General features: G+C 68.6%; 18 protein-coding genes. 12 read left to right on the forward strand and 6 right to left on the reverse strand.

Features of this window, described 5'->3' with window-relative positions; genetic code table 11:
• Positions 1–18: 18 nt before the first annotated feature.
• The 3 genes from OG817_RS39105 (at position 19) to OG817_RS39115 (ending at position 4,796) form a co-directional block, all read left to right on the forward strand.
• Complete coding sequence (locus tag OG817_RS39105) at positions 19–852, forward strand: carbohydrate ABC transporter permease (RefSeq protein ID WP_396397175.1); 834 nt, start codon at positions 19–21, stop codon at positions 850–852.
• A gap of 142 nt (positions 853–994) precedes the next feature.
• Positions 995–2,629 carry a hypothetical protein gene (locus OG817_RS39110; RefSeq protein ID WP_406049995.1) on the forward strand — a complete coding sequence of 545 codons (1,635 nt, stop codon included), beginning with the start codon at positions 995–997 and terminating at the stop codon, positions 2,627–2,629.
• A 385-nt stretch (positions 2,630–3,014) separates the two neighbouring features.
• Entirely contained in the window at positions 3,015–4,796 is a 1,782-nt protein-coding gene (locus OG817_RS39115; protein WP_406049996.1) for an NHL domain-containing thioredoxin family protein, read from the forward strand.
• Positions 4,797–4,799: 3 nt separating this feature from the next.
• Here OG817_RS39115 and OG817_RS39120 read toward each other — a convergent pair whose 3' ends face one another.
• The 3 genes from OG817_RS39120 to OG817_RS39130 all read right to left on the reverse strand — a co-directional run bounded on the left by OG817_RS39120 (position 4,800) and on the right by OG817_RS39130 (position 8,200).
• The gene (locus OG817_RS39120) at positions 4,800–5,048 is read right to left on the reverse strand and encodes a DUF6458 family protein (RefSeq protein ID WP_360455356.1); all 249 of its coding nucleotides are present in this window, start codon (positions 5,046–5,048) and stop codon (positions 4,800–4,802) included.
• Between the two features lie 203 nt (positions 5,049–5,251).
• Complete coding sequence (locus OG817_RS39125; protein ID WP_406049998.1) at positions 5,252–6,022, reverse strand: DUF4097 family beta strand repeat-containing protein; 771 nt, start codon at positions 6,020–6,022, stop codon at positions 5,252–5,254.
• 318 nt (positions 6,023–6,340) lie between these two features.
• Positions 6,341–8,200, reverse strand: a complete 1,860-nt coding sequence (locus OG817_RS39130) for an acyl-CoA dehydrogenase (RefSeq protein ID WP_406049999.1) — start codon at positions 8,198–8,200, stop codon at positions 6,341–6,343.
• A gap of 93 nt (positions 8,201–8,293) precedes the next feature.
• On the opposite strand from OG817_RS39130, the gene OG817_RS39135 reads away from it, so the two are divergent.
• Positions 8,294–8,815 carry a histidine phosphatase family protein gene (locus OG817_RS39135; protein ID WP_406050001.1) on the forward strand — a complete coding sequence of 174 codons (522 nt, stop codon included), beginning with the start codon at positions 8,294–8,296 and terminating at the stop codon, positions 8,813–8,815.
• Between the two features lies 1 nt (position 8,816).
• On the opposite strand, the gene OG817_RS39140 is transcribed toward OG817_RS39135, so the two are convergent.
• On the reverse strand, positions 8,817–9,731 hold the full coding sequence (locus OG817_RS39140) for an endo-beta-N-acetylglucosaminidase H (RefSeq protein WP_406050002.1): 915 nt from the start codon (positions 9,729–9,731) through the stop codon (positions 8,817–8,819).
• 303 nt (positions 9,732–10,034) lie between these two features.
• Here OG817_RS39140 and OG817_RS39145 point away from each other — a divergent pair, with 303 nt between their 5' ends.
• The 8 genes from OG817_RS39145 to OG817_RS39180 all read left to right on the forward strand — a co-directional run bounded on the left by OG817_RS39145 (position 10,035) and on the right by OG817_RS39180 (position 16,157).
• Positions 10,035–10,352, forward strand: a complete 318-nt coding sequence (locus OG817_RS39145; protein WP_406050003.1) for an MFS transporter — start codon at positions 10,035–10,037, stop codon at positions 10,350–10,352.
• A gap of 135 nt (positions 10,353–10,487) precedes the next feature.
• Positions 10,488–11,648, forward strand: coding sequence for an anhydro-N-acetylmuramic acid kinase (locus OG817_RS39150; protein ID WP_406050004.1), 1,161 nt, complete (start codon positions 10,488–10,490; stop codon positions 11,646–11,648).
• Positions 11,649–11,663: 15 nt separating this feature from the next.
• Positions 11,664–12,182 (forward strand): AAA family ATPase, encoded by a 519-nt coding sequence (locus tag OG817_RS39155; RefSeq protein ID WP_360455336.1) that lies wholly within the window; start codon positions 11,664–11,666, stop codon positions 12,180–12,182.
• A 33-nt stretch (positions 12,183–12,215) separates the two neighbouring features.
• Positions 12,216–13,271: a MerR family transcriptional regulator gene (locus OG817_RS39160; protein WP_406050005.1), complete on the forward strand. Its 1,056-nt coding sequence runs from the start codon at positions 12,216–12,218 to the stop codon at positions 13,269–13,271.
• Positions 13,268–14,443, forward strand: a complete 1,176-nt coding sequence (locus OG817_RS39165; protein WP_406050007.1) for an MFS transporter — start codon at positions 13,268–13,270, stop codon at positions 14,441–14,443. Before OG817_RS39160 ends, OG817_RS39165 begins: the two co-directional genes overlap by 4 nt.
• Entirely contained in the window at positions 14,440–14,967 is a 528-nt protein-coding gene (locus OG817_RS39170; protein WP_406050008.1) for an AAA family ATPase, read from the forward strand. Before OG817_RS39165 ends, OG817_RS39170 begins: the two co-directional genes overlap by 4 nt.
• Before the next feature lie 117 nt (positions 14,968–15,084).
• Positions 15,085–15,684 (forward strand): DJ-1/PfpI family protein, encoded by a 600-nt coding sequence (locus OG817_RS39175; protein ID WP_406050009.1) that lies wholly within the window; start codon positions 15,085–15,087, stop codon positions 15,682–15,684.
• Positions 15,681–16,157, forward strand: a complete 477-nt coding sequence (locus OG817_RS39180) for a MarR family transcriptional regulator (protein ID WP_360455319.1) — start codon at positions 15,681–15,683, stop codon at positions 16,155–16,157. The genes OG817_RS39175 and OG817_RS39180 overlap by 4 nt, the downstream gene beginning before the upstream one ends.
• On the opposite strand, the gene OG817_RS39185 is transcribed toward OG817_RS39180, so the two are convergent.
• Together OG817_RS39185 and OG817_RS39190 are read right to left on the reverse strand one after the other, a co-directional pair.
• The gene (locus OG817_RS39185) at positions 16,135–18,654 is read right to left on the reverse strand and encodes a polysaccharide lyase family 8 super-sandwich domain-containing protein (RefSeq protein WP_406050010.1); all 2,520 of its coding nucleotides are present in this window, start codon (positions 18,652–18,654) and stop codon (positions 16,135–16,137) included. The genes OG817_RS39180 and OG817_RS39185 overlap by 23 nt on opposite strands.
• A gap of 98 nt (positions 18,655–18,752) precedes the next feature.
• Positions 18,753–20,834, reverse strand: a complete 2,082-nt coding sequence (locus tag OG817_RS39190) for a hypothetical protein (RefSeq protein ID WP_406050011.1) — start codon at positions 20,832–20,834, stop codon at positions 18,753–18,755.
• Positions 20,835–20,976: the final 142 nt, after the last annotated feature.

The following is a 20,976-nucleotide window of genomic DNA, read 5'->3' on the forward strand; positions in this document are numbered from 1 at the left end:
AAGCCGCAGAAGCACGGGATGATCTCGGACGGATCGACCCGGCGCAGCCGGACCGTTCGGTACCTCCTGCTGCTGCTCTTCCTGCTGTTCGTGCTGACCCCGGTGTACGTCGTGGTGATCGGCAGCTTCAAGACGTCCGCCGACACCACCGCCGCCGCGCAGTGGTCGTTGCCGACGACCTGGACGCTGGAGCCGTGGCGCAAGGCCTGGGACGTGCTGCAGCCGTACATGATCCGATCGCTGTCACTGGCGATCCCGGCCGCGATCATCTCCTCGATGATCGGGTCCGTGAACGGGTTCGTGCTGGCGCGCTGGCGGTTCCCGGGGGCGAACATCGTGTTCGCGTTCATCCTGTTCGGGATGTTCATCCCCTACCAGGCGATCATGCTGCCGCTGCGGACGACGTTCACCGAACTGGACGTCACCCGGGGCGTGCCGACGCTGATCATCGCGCACTGCATCTACGGCATCCCGATCTGCACGCTGATCTTCCGGAACTACTACGCCACGATCGTGCCGAACGAGATCATCGAGTCGGCCCGGGTGGACGGTGCCGGGCTGATCCAGACCTACCTCCGGATCATCCTGCCGATCTCGATCTCCGGGTTCGTGGTGACGCTGATCTGGCAGTTCACCTCGGTCTGGAACGACTTCCTGTTCGCCCTGTTCCTGACCCAGCAGAACAACGGACCGGTGACTCTGGGCCTGGCGGCTCTCGCCGGCGGGCAGAAGGTCGACTACGCCGCCAGCATGGCCGGCGCGCTGATCACCTCGCTCCCGACCCTGCTGGTCTACATCCTGCTGGGCCGCTGGTTCATCGGCGGCCTGATGGCGGGTGCCCTGAAGGGCTGACCGGCGGTACGACGTACGACGCGGCCCGTGCTACTCCAAGCACGGGCCGCAGTCGTTTCCGTGACGGCGTGTCGAGCGTGTTGTCCACAGGACGCGCGCAGTGGCCTGCGGCGGACTGGGACCGGACGGTAATGTCGCGGACGTGACCAAGTCACCGCGAGGCCGGGACGGAAGGCGCAGCCACCTGCGGCTGGTCGATTCGGCGCCGGGCCCGACCCACGGACCCACGGCTGGTGTCGACGTCGACACCACGCCGAGTGTCGCCGTGCTGGAAACCCTGCTGGAAACGCTCTCCCTCGACCTGGCCGCCGCGCCGCCAGCCCTGCACCCGGTGATCGCCGAGGCCTCCGTCGCGCGGTCCGCGGCGATGCTCGCCGACCAGCTCTGGCCGGCCGGCAGGCCGGACGAGATCGGCGAGGTGGAGCGGTTCTTCTGGGCCGATGCCGCGCGGGTGCTCGGTGAGCGCCGCGACCTCGAATCCTTTGTCCTGCTGACGAGTCTGGCCCGCACCGTCGGCCCGGCCGGCCGGTTGCCGCTGCAGCGGGCACACCTGTCTCGGCTGCGCACCGAGGCCGAGGTGCCGGAGTGGGTCACCCGGATCGCCGGGTTCCGGCTGACCAGCGCGATCGTGTCCGAGGACATCAGCGGCGACGGGCTGAGCGTCGTACTGGACTACGACGACGACCACCATCCGCACACCGTGGTGGTGTTCATCGACAACAACATCGGCGCGATCGTGAAGGACGTGTTCGTCGGGCCGCCCGTGGACCGGGTGCTGGAGGCGTACCAGCGCGGCGGCCGGGTGACGATCCGGTCGGTCCGCCCGCCGACCGCGGCCGGGATCATCCTGCAGGCGCTGGGCGAGACCAACGACTACGACGATCCGCCGGTCAGCGAGGACTTCGAGTTCTTCTCGGCCCTGCTGGTGAACCGGCTGACCCAGTTGCCGGACCGCCCGATCCGGCCGCCGGTCCGCCCACTGCTGTCACCGAGGCAGCGGGATCAGTTGGTCGACGACTTCCTCGAGTCGCCGTACGGCGCCGGCCTGCCCGGGGACGCGGCGGACATCGTGCGGCTGTGGATCGACCATGCGGTGGACCACACCGTCGGCGGTCCGCTGCGGGTGAGCGCCGTACTAGTCGAGCTCTTCCTGGCGCACTGGCTGCCGCGCAAGGTGCTTGCCGACAGCACCTACTTCGAGGCCGTGCCGGTGGTGGTCAAGGCCTGGCTGGCGTTCGCGGGGGACCGGACCCAGTTGGCGCTGGACGCCATCGACGAGGCGGTCGACGCGGTGGACGTGTGGACGCCTGCGCTGGAGGCCGCGGCGATGGTCGACCCGGTCGGTTCGAAACCGGGCGAGCGGGTCTTCCTCGACGACACCACCAACGACCTGGAGGACGCGTACCGGGCCTTGTCGGGTCTCGGATCACCGCCACAGCCGGATCTGCACGGTCTCGACAAGTCCCAGGCCGCCACCCTGTCCGTCCTCGCCCCGCACGCCTGGCTGATGGCCGGCGAGACGCTGGGCAACGCGTACGCCCCCGACGCCTTCGACATCGCCGAGCGCCTGGTCCGTGAGGCACCCGATCTGCTCGCCAAGGCCCGCCTCTCCACCTGGCCGCGCGCCATCGTCTGGCTCCTGGCCCACCGCCACCGCCTCGTCGGCCCCGGCGAACCCCTCACCCCCTACGCCCTCGCCGCCGACCTCTCCTCGTCCCCCGCCACCCTCCGCAAAACCGCCAAACTCCTCACGGACACCCTGGTCCTCCCCCGCTGACCCACCCCACCCCACCACCTCGGCAACCCGGCCTGCAACAGCCCGCAACCGCCCGCAGCCTCCGCCCGCGCGCCGCAACCGCCCGCCCCGGACACCCGCCGCCCCGCACACCCCTCGCCCCCGCCCGGCACCTCCCTGCATTTCAGGGGATACCCGGTTCTGCTGTCTGATGTGGGTCGTCGGTCTCGGCTGGGGTGGCAGCGTGCAGATGGACAGGTAGTGTCGGGCCGGCAGGTAGTGCAGCTAAGCGCGCGTGCGTTTCTGTGTACGGTGTCTCGCCGGTGCACTACCCGTCGATCCGTACACCACCGGCGGGGAGGCGGGGGGACGGTCCGGATGGTGGGGTGGGATCGGCTGTTCTTGAGCCGCGGCGGACAATGGTGGGATGCATGTGCGTGCGCCGGAGCTCAAGGGTCGTGGGTGGTTGAACACGGGAGGGCGGGAGCTGTCGCTCGCGGACTTCCGGGGGCGGTTCCTGTTGCTGGATTTCTGGACGTTCTGCTGCATCAACTGCCTGCACGTGCTGGACGAGTTGCGGCCGCTGGAGGAGAAGTACGGCGACGCGCTCGTGATCGTGGGAGTGCATTCGCCGAAGTTCGCGCACGAGGGCGAGGAAGCGGCCGTCCGCTCGGCGGTGGAGCGGTACGAGGTCGGCCACCCGGTGCTCGACGACCCTGAGCTGGTGACGTGGCAGAACTACACCGCACGGGCCTGGCCGACGCTGGTCCTGGTCGACCCGAACGGGTACATCGTCGCGCAGTACTCCGGTGAAGGACACGCGCACGCCCTCGACGCCCAGCTGGCCGAGCTGATCGCCGAGTACGAGCAGGCGGGCACGTTGACCCGTGGGAAGTCCCCGTACGTCGCTCCGCCGGCTGAGCCCACCGACCTGCGATTCCCCGCGAAGGTCGTTGCTCTGGACAACGGATTCCTGGTCGCGGACGCCGGTAACCACAGCATCGTCGAGCTGGCCGCGGACGCGACAACCGTCGTACGGCGGATCGGCACCGGCGAGCGTGGTTTCGTCGACGGTGGCGCGTCGGAGGCACGGTTCGCCGAACCGAACGGGTTGACCCTGCTGCCGGACGAGCAGGCCGCGAGACTCGGGTACGACGTCGTCGTCGCGGACACGGTGAACCACGCGCTCCGGGGGATCGCCTTGCAGTCCGGCGAGGTCACCACCCTCGTCGGCACGGGCAGGCAGTGGATGGACGGCGACGGGACCGACGTACTGAGCTCTCCCTGGGATGTCGCCTGGTGGCAGGACAAGGTCTGGATCGCGATGGCCGGAGTCCACCAGTTGTGGACGTACGACCCGTTCACCAAGGTCACGGAAGTTGCCGCCGGCACCACCAACGAGGGGCTGAAGGACGGCGCCCCGGCCGAGGCGTGGTTCGCGCAGACCAGCGGCCTGGCGGTGGACGGGGACCGGCTCTGGCTGGCCGACTCCGAGATCTCCGCGCTGCGCTGGATCGACGCCGAGGTGCATACCGCCGTCGGCAGCGGCCTGTTCGACTTCGGCCTGCGCGACGGCAAGGCGAGCGAGGCCCTACTCCAGCACCCGCTCGGTGTGACCGTTCTCCCGGACGGCTCGATCGTGATTGCCGACACGTACAACGGCGCCGTACGACGCTATGACCCGCGCACCGATGTGGTCGACACGATGGCCACCGGACTGGCCGAGCCCAGCGGTGCTGTTGTCGTGGGCAACGAACTGCTGGTGGTCGAGTCGGCGGCCCATCGGCTGACCCGGATCCCGCTGGGTGCGTCGGCGAAGGCGGACGAGTTCAGCACCAGGACCCAGCGGCCGCCGATGGACGTCACAGGTGGGGAGGTGACGCTGGAGGTCGTCTTCACGCCGCCGCCGGGGCAGAAGCTGGACGATCGGTACGGACCGTCGACCCGGCTACTGGTGTCGTCCACGCCGGAGAACCTGCTGCGTGAAGGCGCCGGCGACTCCACCGATCTGAGCCGCCGGCTCGTCATCGACGAGCGGGTCGGGGACGGCGTACTGCACGTCGCCGTCCAGGCGGCGTCGTGCGACGACTCGGCCGAGGTCGAGTTCCCGGCCTGCCACATGCACCGCCAGGACTGGGGCGTCCCGATCCGCGTCACTCCGGACGGCGCACCCCGACTCGAACTGGTGCTATCCGGCGGAACCGCCTGAGAGCTACTCCTGGATGTCGCGGTGGTGTTCCTCGACGACGCGGTACTCCTCCTCGACCGCGGGGTCGATCGCGTCGGTCTCGACGCGACGGCGCCGGTTGGTGATGTAGAAGGAGAGCACGATGCCGGCCAGGCCGGCGAGCATCAGGATGTAGCCCACGACGGTCAGGTCGACGGCCTCCCACGAGTCCCGGACCGCGAACGCCAGAATGGCGCCCACCACCATCAGAAAGATCCCCACACCGATGCTCATGCGCGTCCTCGCTTCGCTCCGGGCGCGCATGAGACACGAGGTGCGCGGTGCCGAATGATGTGCTCGCTTCGCTCGCCCATGTCGAGCCTCCTAGTGAAGTCGCCCGTACAACTCTGACGCTACTCCGCGTTGGCGGCGTTATCCATCAACGCCCGCTGTCGCCTGCGCCACCCGATCTGTACCCGGAGGGTAAACACGGACGGTCAGCGCGACTGAAGGTCGATGTCGCCGGAGGTGGTGGTCGCCTCGAGGGTGTGGGACCCGTCGGCGTCGTTGCCGAGCTGGTTCTCGACCTCGCCGCTGCGGGTCTCGGTGCTGACCTTGTAACCACCCGACGGCGCGGAGATGTCGATGTCGCTGCTGGTGCCCTTCGCCCGTACGTCGTTCGCCTCGGCCAGGTCGAGCTGGATGTCGCCGGAGGTGGTCTCGACGTTCACCGGGCCGCCCTTCAGGCCGCGCGCCTCGATGTCACCGGAGTTCGCCGTCACGTCCAGCTTGCCGGTCAGGTCCGACACCTCGACGTCGCCGGAGGTCAGGTCGAGCTTCACGTCACCGCTGATGTCGCTGAGTTCGACCTTGCCGGATGTGGACTGCGTGTCGACGCCGCTGACTCCGGCGATGGACACGTCACCGCTGCCGTTGTGGCCGATCACCTTGGTACCGCGCGGGACCGTCACCTCGAAGTCGGCGCTGCACTGCCAGCCGCAGTCACCATCGAGCTTCAGCGTGCCATTGTCGACGGAGTACGCGTCGCCGTGCTTCCAGAGCCAGTACTTGCGCTTCTCCTGCACGGTGGTCTGGTCGTCGCCGGACACCCTGATCGTGACGTCGGCGTTCTCGGCGGACAGCTCGACGGTGGTGATCCGATCGTCGATCGTGTGGGTGTCGTCGGAGTCCCGGTCCCCGAAGGTCCAGAACGCCAGTCCCGCCGCGACCACCAGAAGCACAGCCCCCAGTTGCTTGCTCTCCGCCATCGTCCGCCTCTTCTTCTGCTGCCCCGCCTCGTTGTCTGCTCGACAGTAGGCCGACCGGCGGTGCCGCAGGATCCGGCAGATCCCCCGAGGCGTCCCTGAGGGCTTCCTGAGGTCACCCCCGGCGTACGGCGGGGGACAGGCGACGGCCCTGGCTCGGACAGGGGAAGCCAAGCCAGGGCCGCTGTGTTGCCACGGGCAGAAACGCTCCTACAAACAGCGGTTCCTCACCAGGGCAGATCGTGGGGGCAACCCGGGGCAGATCATCTGCCCGGGCCTCCGGCTCGACCCGCGCAAGTGGTCGAGCCGGAGGGGTTCGGGTCAGAAGGCGGATTCGGGCAGATCCATGATGTCGAGATCGGTGAGCTCGGCCTTGATCCGCTCGGCCCGGACCGTCGGCATGGTGGAGCGGACGAACCACTGGGCCGCGGCCACCTTGCCGGTGTAGAAGTCCTGGTCGGCGGCGGAGAGCTCGCCACCCAGCTTGTCCAGCGCTACCTCGGCCTGCCGCAGCATCAGCCAGGAGCAGACCACGTCACCGAGCACGTACAGCAGCCGCGACGTGTTCAGGCCGACCTTGTAGATGTTGCGCGGGTCGCCGTTCTCCGCCTGCGGGTTGCTCGCCATCAGCGCCTGGCCCATCACGCCCAGGATCTTCTGGGTGTCCTCCAGGCCCTTCGCCAGCAGCCCGCGCTCCTCCTTCAGCCGGCCGTTGCCGGCCTCGGAGGCGACAAAGCCCTGGATCTGCTCGGCCAGGTGACCGAGCGCCTTGCCCTGGTCCTTGATGATCTTGCGGAAGAACAGGTCCTGGCCCTGGATCGCCGTGGTGCCCTCGTACAGGGTGTCGATCTTGGCGTCCCGGACGTACTGCTCGATCGGGTAGTCCTGCAGGAAGCCGGAGCCACCGAACGTCTGCAGCGACTCGGTGCCGAGCAGCGTCCACGACTTCTCCGAGCCGTAGCCCTTCACCAGCGGCAGCAGCAGATCGTTCACGCCCTCGGCGACCACGTCATGCTCACCGGCGTACCGGGCCTGCTCGGCGCGGTCCTGGTACGTCGCCGTGAAAAGCACCAGCGCCCGCAGCGCCTCGGCGTACGCCTTCTGGGTCATCAGGGACCGGCGGACGTCCGGGTGGTGGGTGATGGTGACCCGCGGCGCGTCCTTGGCCGGCTGGGTCAGGTCGGCGCCCTGCACTCGCTCCTTCGCGTACTCCAGTGCGTTCAGGTAGCCGGTGGACAGGGTGGCGATCGCCTTGGTGCCGACCATCATCCGCGCGTACTCGATCACCTGGAACATCTGCGCGATGCCGTCGTGCACCTCGCCGAGCAGCCAGCCCTTGGCCGGTACGCCGTCGCCGAAGGTGATCTCGCAGGTGGTGGACACCTTGATGCCCATCTTCTTCTCGACGTTCGTGACGAAGGCGCCGTTGCGCTCACCGGTCAGCTCGCCGGTCTCCAGATCGAAGTCGTACTTCGGGACCACGAACAGGCTCAGGCCCTTGGTGCCCGGACCACCGACGCCGTCGATGCCCTGCGGCCGCGCCAGCACCAGGTGGATGATGTTCTCGGTCAGGTCGTGCTCGCCCGAGGTGATGAACCGCTTGACGCCCTCGATGTGCCAGCTGCCGTCCTCCTGCAGCGTGGCCTTGGTGCGCCCGGCACCCACGTCGGAACCGGCGTCCGGCTCGGTCAGCACCATGGTGGCGCCCCAGCCGCGCTCGATGATGTGGTGCGCGATCTTCTGGTCCCGCTCGGTGCCGTTGCGCCAGAGCACGTGCGCGAAGTTCGGGCCGGCGGCGTACATGTGCACCGGCGGGTTGGCGCCGAGCACGAGCTCGGCGGCGGCCCAGCGCAGCGACGGCGGGGTCGGCTGTCCGCCGAGCTCGGCCGGCAGCTCGAGCTTGAACCACTCGGCGTCCATGTAGGCGTGGTAGCTCTTCTTGAACGCCTCGGGCATCCGGACCTCGTGGGTCTCCGGGTCGAAGACCGGCGGGTTGCGGTCGGCCTCGGTGAAGGATTCGGCGAGCTCGTGCCTGGCCAGCCGGTCGATCTCCGCCAGCACCTCACGCGCGGTGTCGACGTCCATGTCGGCGTACGGGCCCTGCCCGAGCACCGCGTCACGGCCCAGGACCTCGAGCAGGTTGAACTCGATGTCCCGCAGATTCGACTTGTAGTGGTTCACAGGGTTCCCCTACCTCTTCGCAGCGCAATACTCACGAGTAACTTGAGTATATACCGGCCGGTAATGAAGGCAAAGTGCGATTAGGTGTGAGGTGTGACCACGCGACTGATCTACGAGACCCACTCGATCACCCTCGACAACGAGCGCGGCATCTCGACCGGATGGCTGCCGGGGCAGCTGTCGCAGGCCGGGATCCGGGCGGCGATTGCGATCGGCCCGCGCCGGCGCGACGTCGATGTCATCTTCAGTTCCGACCTGCGGAGGGCCGTCCACACGGTCGAGCTGGCCGGCCTGAGTGCGCCGCACTTCCAGGACTGGCGGCTCCGCGAGTGCAACTACGGCGAGCTGAACGGAGCGCGGTCGGGCGCGCTCGAGCCGCGGGTCGAGCGCGTCGACACGCCGTTCCCCGGCGGGCAGAGCTACGCCGAGATCGTCGAGCTGACCCGGTCGTTCCTGTCCGACGTCAAGCGCTGGTACGACGGCCGGAAGGTGCTCGTGGTCGCGCACTCGGCGAACCGGTGGTCCTTCGAGCACCTTCTGGGCAGTCGCGCGCCGATCGAGGAGCTGATCGCCGCCCCGTTCGACTGGAAGCCGGGCTGGGAGTACGAGTTCTAGTTCACGGGGTGTACACGGCGGCGCTGCCGTAGAGCTTCTGGGTGAACGCCGAGATGTAGGTGTGGGTGTCCGCCGACGTCAGGTTGTAGGTGAGGAAGACGCCGTACCCCTCGTCGACCGTGCGCTGCGCGAGGCTCGCCGCGGTGGACGAACTGGTCGCGGTGTACGACACGGCGGCCGGGGAGAGGCGGGCCTTCGACGTCGGGCCGCTCGGGACGCCCCAGGTGCCGTAGTACGGGTTCCAGGCGTAGTCGAAGGTGTTGGCGATGCTCTGGCCGTTGTAGGTCAGCCGGTCCGAGGCCGGGCCGATGTCGTAGAGCGTGATCAGCTTGTTCGGCAGCTTCTGGCGGAGGGCCTGGACCAGGTAGACGAAGGAGAAGTCGTTCGGCTGGCCGGTGCCGTTGTTGCCGTACTCGACGTACTCGTCGTCGAAGTCGATACCGTCCAGGCCGTACTGGTTGACCGCCTCGGCGAGTTCCTGGGCGAACGCGTCGGCGGTCTGCTGGGACGGGAAGTTCGCGAAGCCGGCGCCCTGGTGGTTGCCGAGGATCGACAGCAGGACCTTGATACCCTTCCGCTGCAGCGGCCGGACCTGGGTGGCCACGTTGTCGAGCACGTTCTGAACGTTCTCGTTGAAGGACAGGTAGGCCTTCGAGCCGTCGTAGTTGATGTTGGCCGCGAAGATCACCGCGACGTCGAACACCTGCGCGCCGCCGCCGGCCAGCGTGTACTTCGCGACGTTCGTCATGGGTTCGTTGTTGACCTCGACGTAGACCACCGAGATCGGGCCGTTCTTCCGGGCCCGGCATCGTTTCGGCTGCGCCTGGGCCGGCAGCGCGACCCCGGTGGTGGCCGTCGCGGTGCCCGCGGCCAGGGCTGACAACAGGGTCCTTCTCCGCATGAGCTGTGGACTCATCGATCGACTCCTCGTCAAAGTGGGCGGTGCGCTATAACGGTTAAGTCCAGTTCGCCGCCTGGCGGCAAGCGGAGGCGGCGAGCGGAGGTAAACCGGTATAGCGTCACCGATCATCGATCGGCGCTCACCCGGTGTCAAGGGGTCGGCGGGCCGCCGGGAGGGCGTGGCGCGACGATCGCGTACGGGGAATGTGGGGAAGGTCGCATCCTGGGGTCGCGGAACTGGTGACTAATAGACCAAGATGGATCCAGGGGTGGGAGAAACCTACGGGGGTCAAGCAGGAGAGGACCCGCGGTGTCGATCATGACCGAGTTCGCGCCGAAGACGAAGCGTGGGCTGTACGGCGCTTGGCAGTCGTTCACCGTCGCGCTCGGTCTCCTCGCGGGAGCGGGTCTGGCGGCGATCCTGGCGACGACGTTGAGCGAGGAGGCGCTGAACGACTGGGGCTGGCGGGTGCCGTTCCTGGTCGCGCTGCCGCTCGGTCTGGTGGCACTGTGGCTGCGGCTCAAGCTCGAGGAGACGCCGAACTTCGGGCGGGTGCAGGAGCGCGAGCCTGAGCCGGCCGCGGCGGGCGAGGTGGCGAAGGCGATTGCCCTGGGCATCGGTCGGTTGATGGGCTGATCATCACCGAGCTCATCAAGCGGACGGACGACATCCACATCCCGGCCTGGTATGTGATGGTGACGTGTGCGGTGAGCGTGGGCGCGCTGCTCACCTTGCGCGGGGACGACTACCGACGGGAGTTGCGAGACTGACATGCGAGTCATCGGCCTGATGTCCGGGACGTCGTACGACGCCATCGACGCTGCTGCTGCGGACCTGCGGCTGGACGGGGACGAGTTGGTGCTGACTCCGCTCGGGATGCTCAGCCAGCCCTACTCGGACGACCTGCGCGCTGCCGTGGCCAGGTCGTTGCCACCGGCAAATACATCGATGGAGCATGTCTGCCGGCTGGACACGGGGATCGGGCAGGCGTTCGCCGATGTCGCTCGGCAGGCGGTCGAGCAGCTGTGCGGCGGAGACGCCGATCTGATCGTGTCGCACGGGCAGACGGTGTTCCACTGGGTCGACGGCGGGTCGGTCCGCGGGACGCTGCAGTTGGGGCAGCCCGCCTGGATCGCGGAGGCGACAGGCATTCCGGTTGTCTCGGATCTACGGGCGCGTGACGTTGCGGCGGGCGGTCAGGGCGCGCCGCTGGTCAGCATCATCGACGTGCTGTGGCTGCGCGGGCGGTCCGGCGTACCGATTGCCCTGAATCTTGGCGGGATCGCGAACATCACCGTTGTCCATGGCGAACCTGTTGCCTTCGACACCGGTCCGGCGAACGCGTTGATCGACGCGGTGGTTGCCGAGCTGACGGGCGGGCGGCTCGGGTTCGATGCGGATGGGGCGATGGCTGGGCGTGGGCGGGTGCATCCGGAGCTGTTCGGGCGGTTGATGGCCGAGCCGTACTACGAGCGGGGGGCGCCGAAGAGCACCGGGAAGGAGTTGTTCAACCTCTCCTATCTCACCCGGGCCTTGGAAGGGCTGCCGGATGTCCCGGCCGACGACCTGGTCGCGACGGTGACCACGTTGACGGCCCGAACCGTCGCGGACGCCGTACGACGGTATGGCGGGACCGAGGTGATCGCGTCCGGTGGTGGGATCCGCAATCCGGTGCTGATGCATCTGCTGGCAGGGGAGCTCGGGGCGGTGCCGTTGCGCAGTACCGACGAGCTGGGCTTGCCTTCGGCGACGAAGGAGGCGTACGCGTTCGCCGTACTCGGGTTCCTGACGGCTCACGGACTCGGTGGGACGGTGCCGAGCTGCACGGGGGCGCTGCACTCGAGCGTGCTGGGGTCGATCACTCCCGGCATAGCCGGTCTGCCGACCCTGGAGCCCGACGTACGGCCTCCCGTGCGTCTCTTGATCGAGTGACCCCACACTAGGACTGTGACGAGGTTGTTCGTGGTGACAGGTGCGCCCGGGGCCGGGAAGACGACGGTCGTGCCGGAGCTGGTCCGGCTGAGCCCGGGAAACATGGTCGTGATGGACATGGACGAGTTACTGGACGATCACGGCCGGTTGCTCGGGATCAACATCGCCAGTCCGACCGCGGCGCCGATCTGGCCTGCATACAACGCGCTGTGGCTGCGCATCACCGAGCTGATCAGGCGGTCCGGGATCCCGGTCCTGCTGCTGTCGCCGTTGTTGCCGGCGGAGCTGCCGGAGGGCAGATGGCTGCATCTCGACTGCTCGGAGGCAGTACGGCGGAAGCGACTGGCCGGGCGCGGTTGGTCCGAGGCGCAGATCGAGGAGGCGCTGGCGGACGCGGCCGAGATTCGCAAGCACGTGCCGCGATCGGTGCGTGGCGACGTGTCGCCGGAGCGGTCCGCGAAGAGCATCCTCGACTGGATCCGCGGCGAGCGGTTCGGCAAGACGCTGAGCCTGTGGGGGCGGCTGCGGAGTTGACCTTCGAGTTGGTTCAGGGCTGAGGGTCGCGGCATGACTTCGAGGTTGACGATCAGTGAGTTCGCCCGGCTGGTGGGGTTGGCGCCGAGCGCCCTGCGGTTCTACGACGATTGCGGCCTGCTCCCGCCCGCGTCGGTGGACGGCTCCAACGGCTACCGCTACTACGCCCCGTCCCAGCAACCCCGGGCCCGGCTCCTGCGCGACCTGCGGGAGATCGACCTGCCGTTGGCCGAGGTCCGCCTGGCCCTGGATGCCGATCCGGCGGAGTTGGCGGATCTCGTGCGGGCGCACCTGCGCACCGTCGAGGCCAAGACAGCCGCCGCGCGCGCCGCCGCCGACCACCTCCTGACCCACCTCACCGCAGACCACACCCGGGTCGTCCTAGGCGGCCCCGAATTCGCCAGCGCCGTCCGCCAGGTCGCTCCCGCCGCCAGCGACACCGCCTCCACCACCCCGAGTCCCGAGGCGTCGGCGGCGGCCTTGGCTGCGCTGGACTGTGTGTTGGTTGAGGTGGGGGCGGATGAGGTGGTGTTCGTGGCGACGGATCGGTATCGGTTGGCGGTCCGCACTGTGCGGCCGGTGGAGTTTGGTGGGGCGGCAGGACGAGTGTTGGTGCGGGCGGACGAGCTGGCTGGGCTGAGCCGATGGGCGGCGGCAGGTGAGGTGGTGGAGCTCGAGATCCGGGGCGAGGATGCGGTGATCGTGCGGGACGGGGAATCGCGCGAGATCGCGGTGGTGGATGCGGAGTACCCGGCGTACCAAGGAATCCTCGACGGGCTGGCGCCACCGGTGTGCCGGGTAGTGGTGGATCGGACGGCGTTGCGGGCGGCACTGGAGGGTCGTGAGGTTGTTGCCTTTGACATCGGTTCGGGGGAGTTGCGGATCGATGGTGGCGAGCTGCTCGAGGTGATCGGGTCGGGCGCGGCGCGGATCGGGTTCACCGCGTCGTTGCTGGCGGCGGCGCTCGACGTGAGCGTCGGTCCCGACGTACTGCTCGAGATCTGCGCTCAGGACCGGCCGGTCGTCGTACGGTCGGCCGACCAGGGCACGTTCACCACGCTCGTCATGCCCGTCCGGCTGGACGGGTGAACCGGAGCTACTACGGCTGGCTGGCGGGCTCCACACTCTCGGCGTTCGGCGACAGCGCGCTCTTCTTCGCCCTCGGCTGGGCGGCGACCGGAATCGCGCCGCACATCGCCGGGCTCGTGCTGACCGCCTTCTCCCTGCCGCGCGCCGTACTTCTCCTTCTCGGTGGCGTCCTGGGCGACCGCTGGGGCCCACGCCGCATGCTGCTCGTCTGCTCGGCCTTCGTCGGCAGTTGCTGTTTCGCCCTGGCCGCCGTGGCCTCCAACGTCACCGCTGCGCTGCTGCTGGTGACCGCAGCCGTAGTCGGGACGGTCGACGCGTTCGCACTGCCCGCGGCGGGCGTTCTGCCTCGGTTGTTCGTCACAGAGGACGAGCTGCCGAGGGCGATGGCTTTGCGTACGTCGGTCACGCAGATCGTCACGCTCGGAGCCGGTCCGATCAGCGGGGTGATCGTTGCCTTTGTCGGTCTGGTGGGGGCGTTGGTGGTGGATGGGCTGACGTTCGCCGTCCAGTTCCTGGTGCTGCTCGCGATCAGACCGCCGTACGACGTGAGACCTGCGGATGCACCGCGGTCGGTGCTGCGGGAGGCGGGGGACGGGATCCGGGTGGCATGGCGGGACCCGGTACTGCGGAGTGTCCTGCTGGTGGTCGCGTTGGTCGCGGCGTTCGTGCTGCCGGTGCGGTTGTTGTGCGTACCGTTGCTGGCCCGCGCACACGGTTGGACCGCGTCGGAGACCGGTCTGGTTGTCGGTGTGGGCGTGGCCGGCGGGTTGATCGTGACGCTGCTCGTGGCGCGGTTCGGAACGTTCGCACGACCGGGATTGGCCGGCGGACTGGGGTGCTTGCTTGCGGCGGTCGGGATCGCGGGCCTGGGTGCGGCGGCGTCCGTTGCGGTCGCGGTCGGTGTCACGTTCGTCCAGGGTGTTGGCGTCGGGATCTTCACGTCGCACATCGCGCCGGTGTTCGTCCGCAGTACGCCGCGGTCGCACCTCACCCGGCTGCAATCGCTGCTGTCGTTGGCGCAGACGATCCCGCTGCTCGGCTCCACCAATCTGCTGGCGGTACTCGATATTCGCGGCGCGTTGGTCCTGTCCGCGGCTGCGACTGCGGTCGCCGGGATCGCACTCCTCCGCCTCGAACCGATCGCCGCGGCGGAGCGTCGTACCGCACCATGACGATCATCTGGGTCAACGGGACGTTCGGGGCGGGGAAGACGACGACGGCGGGGAAGCTGGTCGAGCTCACCGAGGGGACCCGGCTGTTCGATCCCGAGTACGTCGGCTACATGTTGTCGGCGAACCTGAAGGACCAGCAGTTCACCGACTTCCAGCAACTGCCGCCGTGGCGCACCCTCGTCCCCGTCGTCATGGACGAGGTCGCCCGCTTCACCGGCCAGCACCTGGTCGCCGTACAAACAGTCCTGGTCGAGGACTACTGGCGCGAGATCACCACTGGTCTGCACGCCCTCGGTCACACCGTCATCCACGTCCTCCTCGACGCCGACGCCGAAACCCTCCACGCCCGCATCGACGCCGACCCCGAAGGCAAAGACATCCGCCCCTGGCGCCACGACCACGTCGACGAATACCAAGCCGCCCGAACCTGGCTCCTCCCCACCGCCGACCTGGTCATCGACACCACCAAACACACCGCCATCTCCACCGCCACCCAAATCAAGGAAGCTGTGGAAGCCGGATAGCGGGTTGTTTGACCACTGGCGCCGTGAAACCTGTCAGTGGTCAAACAACCCGCCATCGACTCGTTCGAGACGTGCCGATCATTGACAGCATGTTGTCGTTATGACAGTATATTGTCTATGAGGACAGTTTATGTGGCGGTGTATGAGACGTGGGCGGACTGGGAGATCGGGCATCTGCTGGTCGAGTTGCGGACTGGGCGGTTCACCGGGGTGCCGTGGACGGTGGTGACTGTGGGGGAGACCGTTGAGCCGGTCGTGACGATGGGCGGAATGCGGATCGTGCCGGACGTGGCGCTGGCCGACGTTGAGCCGGATGAAGGGGATCTCCTGGTGCTGGCGGGCTCGGGGCAGTGGGACGACGGGCGAGGGGATGAGTTCGCGAAGTTGGCGCAGCGGTTCCTCGATGCCGGGATTCCGGTGGCGGCGATCTGCGGCGCGACGGCTGGGCTGGCGCGGGCTGGGTTGCTGGACGAGCGCAAGCACACGAGCGCGATGAAGGAGTACCTGCAGGCCACGGGCTACCAAGGCAGTGACAACTACGTCGACGAGCGAGCGGTGGTCGACGGTGATCTGATCACGGCCGGACCGGACTCGCCGGTGCAGTTCGCGCGGGCGACGCTGCAGCGGCTCGGCCTCGCGGACGACCGCAAGCTGGATGCGTACGAAGGCGTGTTCCACCGCGCCGACCCATCGGCGTACCCGATCCTGGTCGGATGACGGTTCCACCCCGCAAGGATTGGCCGCAGCCGGGACCGGCGACGGAAGGTGGTGTGCTGTTGACCGACGTCATCCTCGCCACATTCCGGCTGAACGCCCGGCTGATGGAGGCCGCCCAGGACCTGGCCGCGCACGGCGGGCTGACCGCCGCGTGGTGGCAGGTCCTCGGCGGCGTGCTGGATGAGCCGCGGTCGGTCGCCGAGGTCGGCCGCATCATGGGCGTCAGCCGCCAGGGGGTCCAGCGCATCGCCGACCTGCTGGTCGAACGCGGCCTCGCCGAGTACCAGCCGAATCCGGCGCACCGCCGCGCCAAACTGCTGGCCTGTACCGAGGCCGGCTACTGGGCGATCCGGCAGATCGCCGTCGCCCAGCACCCGTTCGCCGCCAAGCTCAGCAATGACGTCGCCCTCGACGACCTGCGAACGACGCTGGCCACCATGCGGACGCTCATCACCAGGCTGGAAGAAGCTTGACCGTCAGACTGCGCCCATACGTGTGCCGCGTCGTGAACGTCAGCCGCGTCCCAGTCACCGTTCGCACGACCTGTACGCCGGGATCCGCGGACTCGGCCCGGAGGTACTGCGCCCACAGGTTCACCGTGATCGTGTCGCGCTGCGTGGTCGGGTCCGACACGGCGGCCGTCGTCGTCCGATCGGCATGCCGTTGCAACAACACAGACGCGGGCCCATCGATCGTCAGCCCGGGCAGGTTGTGATGACCGGGCGTGAAGGTGTTCGCGCCGGTCAGCCGCAGCCCGAGATGCTGGATCGCCTGCAGTCGTGAGGTGTTCGACAGTACGGCGATCCGCCCGTGCTGGTAGCCGCGCAATGTGGATTCCATTGCGTTAGGCACCAATGCGTACGCGAGTGCCCGCGTCGCCCGGGCGGGCTGCGCGACGGTCAGCCCGAACACCTGCTTGGTCACGGCCGTGTCCGGGTTCGAGGTCCGCACCACCCGCCGGCTCCGCGTGACCTCCTCGAGTCCGACCGACACCTGACTCGGCTGCAGGAAGTAGTACCCGAGCGCAACTCCACCATCCGTGTACCGCAGCCACCGTGGATCCGTCGTACCCGTCCCAGTCCATTCCCGGCCGTCCCGTCGTACGCCGGTGATCGTAACCGGCGCGCCCTGCGCCGCGATGCGAGTGTCGAGAGTCGTCGTCACCGGCCGATCCTTGTCGCCTACCCCGGCCGCCAGAACGACGATCTCGTCGTCCAGCATGAACCACGACTTGGTCGCCGATGCGTTCCGATAGACCACGAAGTCGTCCGGCAGGATGTCGCGCGACGCGTAGGCGAAGTCGTCCGACTGCACCCACCCGGTCGCGCCGTACGCGCCGAGCGTTGCGCCGCCGGAGTACGCGTTGGTCCCGACCGGGAAGTACACGTAGGTGTTCTGCGACTCCGACGACGAGGTGAAGTTCAGCGGATGCGAGGGGTTGTCGTAGTACGGCGTTCCGTAGAGCTCCGGGATCGTCTTGCGGGTCTCCACCGGCGCGGTCACACCGCCGAGCGCGTACGGCGAGACGGCGGTGAAGTAGTCGACGCCGAACGCCTGGGTCTGTACCTGACCGGTCAGGTACAGGTAGTGCGCGCCGTCGCCCTGGAACCATGGCATCAGGTTCTCGCCGCTCATGTACTCGTACTTGCTGATCCGCTCCGAGTTCCGCGCCAGTGCGAACGCGAAGCCGGGCCGCCGGTGCACGGTCCGGTCCATCGCGTTGAACGCCGTACTGCTCGCTGCCGGGTTGAGATCGGCCGGGACGATCGCCGGGTCCGCCTGAATGTCGGCGTACCGGGCGACGCTGACCGGAGAGACGAAGGTGGTCGGGTTGATCGTCGGCCGCGACGTGAACTTCGCGAACGACTTCAGCCGGGCGGCGTCGTCCCCCGCGGCGTAGTCGGCCAGATCAACGATCGCCTCCACCACGACGGCCACGTCCGCGTACCCGGTGGTGGTCCGCGAGACCGCGCGGCCCTTGACGATCTCCATCATCCAGCCCTCGAAGATCAGCGGCGCGAACCCGTCCTCGACCCAGCCCTGGACCACGCCGACCAGGTCGCCGCCCTGCGCGTACTCCGTCCCGTCGAGCACCTTGATCGTCTGCACGACCCGGCTGAGCAGACCCTTCCCGTACGAGCCGGTGTAGGCGACGGACGCGTGCTGGATGAACGAGCCGTCGGCGTAGTACCCATCGGTGACGCCGTGCTGGAGGTTGTACGGATCGACCGTGGCGAAGACCGTGAACTGGTCCTGCAGCGCCTGCCGGATCCGCGCGTCGTCACCCGTGAGCGCGCCCTGCAGCACCCGGTTCGCGGTGATGTCGACGAGGTTGGCGCCGGTGTGGAAACGCGAATCCAGGTCGACGTCGCCGTCCTTGCCGTTGCGCAGATACGCGTCCATCGAGGCGACGTACGGCGTGACGAGTTCGGCTGGTGCGTCGATCAGGGCCAGCGTCTTCGACACGAACGTCGAGATGCCGATCTCCCAGGTGAACCAGTTGCCGTAGTACCCCTTCGACTGGTCGCCGTAGTAGTTGTCGTGCAGCCAGCCGAGCTTCTCGGCGACGCGGGCGCGGACCTGCTCGTTGCCCTGCAGATCGGACGGCGGGCCGGGACGGCGGAAGGCGATCGCGATCTCGTAGAGGTGCTGGTACGACGCGCTGAGGTTCGGGTCGCTCGTGCCGAGCGGGAGACCGGCGAATAGCTCGCCCGCCCCGGCGGTGTCCAGCGCCGCCAGCCAGGTTCGAGCGGTGGTGTCGAGGCTGGTGAGCTTGGCCGCGACCTCGGGACGCGCGTTGGACTCCGGCGTACCGGCGTAGATGCCGATCGCGTTGGTGAGCAACTGGGCGGGGTCGGCGTCCATCGCAGTCATCGTCTCGGCCGCGCGGGCGGCGGGTGCGGGGTTGACCGCGGTCAGCAGAGCGGTGGCGGGTACGAACGACAGCAGGCGACGGCGGGTGATGTCCACTGATACTCCCGGGCGGATGGGAAAAACCTCACGCCCGGAGTCAACCAGCCGGAACTATCCTTCAGCAACCGCTTGCCGCCAACTAATCGGAACGCGGCTCAGGACCCTCCGGCGCCGACCAGCTGCCCGTCCATGGAGAGGATGCGGATCGTGCCGCCGCTCGCCTTGGTGGGGATGACCAGCGCTACCTGGTGCAGATAGTCCTGGTGCAGGGTCTGCGTGTACTTGACCATGCTGCTGAACGCGGTCGCCCCACCGCTGGTCCAGTACGCGTTCGACCCCGGCTCGACGCGCTGCAGGTATTGCTCGGTCAGGGCCAGGAAAACCAGCGCCTCACCCGACGACGTGATGAAGGTCAGCGGGTCGCCGGACGGGGTGAACGTGTCCGAGACGCTCGCGATGTACGACTCCTTGGTGTCCGCGACCTTGGCCTCGGCCCGCTGCTCGAGGAGCTTCGCCGACCCCGGCGAAAGGACGAAGTACTTCGCCTGCGCGGACTTCGCGCCGCCGGACAGGTACGCCGCGAGGTTGGTGGCAGCGGAAGTCGGCAGGCTGTGGAGCTTGTCCAGATCGGTCTTGTGCGGCGTCCGCAGACCCTCCATCGGCGGCAGCTTCATCGAGGCCGACGGGTAGACCGAGTTCGTCAGCAGCCACGGCGTCCCCGCGCTCTGCCGCTGCCAGACGCCGAGCTGGCGGCTGTCCGGCTCACCGGAAACGCAGGAGCTGACCACGAACCGCATCGGGTACGACCCGAACTCCGGCGCGCCGATCTGCGGATCGGTGTAGGTGAACGGCTTGGTGGAGTCCTTGCCGGCCGCGTCGAGCTTGCGGCCGATGACGAAGCCGGCCCGGGTCTGCGCCAGGGTCGGATCCGCCTCGATCGTCTCGGACAGCTTCGCGTCGCGGTTCGCGTTGGCGCGGTTGTTGAGCTGGTTGTACTTCGCGACGACGGCCTGTGCGTCGGCGAGCGTGACGGCCGGGCGGGTGTCGGAGGCGACGATGCTGTTCTTGGCCGGGAGCAGGCCGCAACTCGTTGTCGTGAGCAACAAAGCGCCGCTGGCCAGGAGTGCGGCCGTCCTCCGGACCGCTTCGTCACTCTTCTCGAACTCCGGCGACTCCACCAGAGACACCGTCTCCGGCTCGACCACCGGCTCCTGGTAGGGCGATTCGTCGTACGCCGGGCCGCCTGCACCGACCGGGGTGAGGAGCGCGGGTGACTTGGCGCGCGCGACGGCGGCGGGGGACATCAGCATCGGCGCGGCCGGGATGGGCTGCTTGGCCGGCTTCGACACGGGCCGCGGGTAGGTGAGCGCCGGGAGGCAGACGGGGACCTCCTCGGTGATCGGTTCGTCGGCGGGCGCCCGGTACGCCGGGGGGTCGGTCGCGACCGGCGCGAACGGGCTGACCCGCTCGGGCGCGAAGGGCGACACCGGCTCGGCGACCGGTGCGGAGGCGACCGGCGTGGAGTTGGCCGGCGTGGGGTTGGATGGCGCGGCAGTGGGCGAGGCCGGCACGGACCGAGCCGGGGCCGGGACCGAGGCGATGCGCGCGGGTGTGAAAGCCGGGACCGGTGCGGCCGGGCGGCGGCGGGATGCGAGGGCCAGGCCGAGGGCGAGGAGGACGACACCCGCGCCGAGGACCAGCAGGCAGATGCCGAACCCGCGGTGCACCTCGACGCCGAAGCGGACGTCGGCGCCGACCGCCGGGCTGCCGTCCGCGTTCATCACGACGACGTCGAACGTGCCGTCCTGGATCGGCCAGGCGATCGACCGCGGGCCGTTGCCGCCGGACTTCGCGACCCACCAGTCGAGCTCGCCTGGCGGTGTCAGCCGCGGGATGCCGCCGTGCATCTGCTGGGTGCTGAAGGTGGACGGAACGTCGTACCGGATCACGCGGGTGTGAGCCGCGCCGGCCAGGTAGTTGGAGACGTCCAGGTCCTGCCCGACGCCGACGAACACGGGCTTGGTCCCGGTCGCGGTCACGTGCAGGGTCGGGCCGTGCCGGTCCAGCAGGTCGGGCGCGGTGATGACGGCCAGGCCCTTGCTGGTCAACGACTGACTGCCGGTGGAGATCGTGTTGTCCGGGCCGACCAGCCAGAAGGCGGCCGCGGCTCCGGCGAAGGTGACGACCAGGCCTATCAGTGTCAGCAACAGACCCAAGGCGGTGCGGGCGAAACGCATGAAGAGGCTCCCGTTGGTACGACGAACCCAGCCCGCGGCGGGTGGACCGGGCAACGAGCACCCACGCGGGCCCTCTCCGGGTCCCGCTGTTCACCCGTTGCCATTGACTAACTGATCCAACAAGGATCTGTTACTGTCCCGT

Source organism: Kribbella sp. NBC_00889 (assembly GCF_045207705.1).
Classification (GTDB): Bacteria; Actinomycetota; Actinomycetes; order Propionibacteriales; family Kribbellaceae; genus Kribbella.

Bases quoted from the DNA above. Each gene is read 5' to 3' on its own strand.
- OG817_RS39125 (WP_406049998.1), bottom strand. From the start codon at position 6,022: ATGGCGGAGAGCAAGCAACTGGGGGCTGTGCTTCTGGTGGTCGCGGCG.
- OG817_RS39170 (WP_406050008.1), top strand. From the start codon at position 14,440: ATGACGATCATCTGGGTCAACGGGACGTTCGGGGCGGGGAAGACGACG.
- OG817_RS39160 (WP_406050005.1), top strand. From the start codon at position 12,216: ATGACTTCGAGGTTGACGATCAGTGAGTTCGCCCGGCTGGTGGGGTTG.
- OG817_RS39180 (WP_360455319.1), top strand. From the start codon at position 15,681: ATGACGGTTCCACCCCGCAAGGATTGGCCGCAGCCGGGACCGGCGACG.
- OG817_RS39115 (WP_406049996.1), top strand. From the start codon at position 3,015: ATGCATGTGCGTGCGCCGGAGCTCAAGGGTCGTGGGTGGTTGAACACG.
- OG817_RS39145 (WP_406050003.1), top strand. From the start codon at position 10,035: ATGACCGAGTTCGCGCCGAAGACGAAGCGTGGGCTGTACGGCGCTTGG.
- OG817_RS39120 (WP_360455356.1), bottom strand. From the start codon at position 5,048: ATGAGCATCGGTGTGGGGATCTTTCTGATGGTGGTGGGCGCCATTCTG.
- OG817_RS39105 (WP_396397175.1), top strand. From the start codon at position 19: ATGATCTCGGACGGATCGACCCGGCGCAGCCGGACCGTTCGGTACCTC.
- OG817_RS39150 (WP_406050004.1), top strand. From the start codon at position 10,488: ATGCGAGTCATCGGCCTGATGTCCGGGACGTCGTACGACGCCATCGAC.
- OG817_RS39175 (WP_406050009.1), top strand. From the start codon at position 15,085: ATGAGGACAGTTTATGTGGCGGTGTATGAGACGTGGGCGGACTGGGAG.
- OG817_RS39140 (WP_406050002.1), bottom strand. From the start codon at position 9,731: ATGAGTCCACAGCTCATGCGGAGAAGGACCCTGTTGTCAGCCCTGGCC.
- OG817_RS39190 (WP_406050011.1), bottom strand. From the start codon at position 20,834: ATGCGTTTCGCCCGCACCGCCTTGGGTCTGTTGCTGACACTGATAGGC.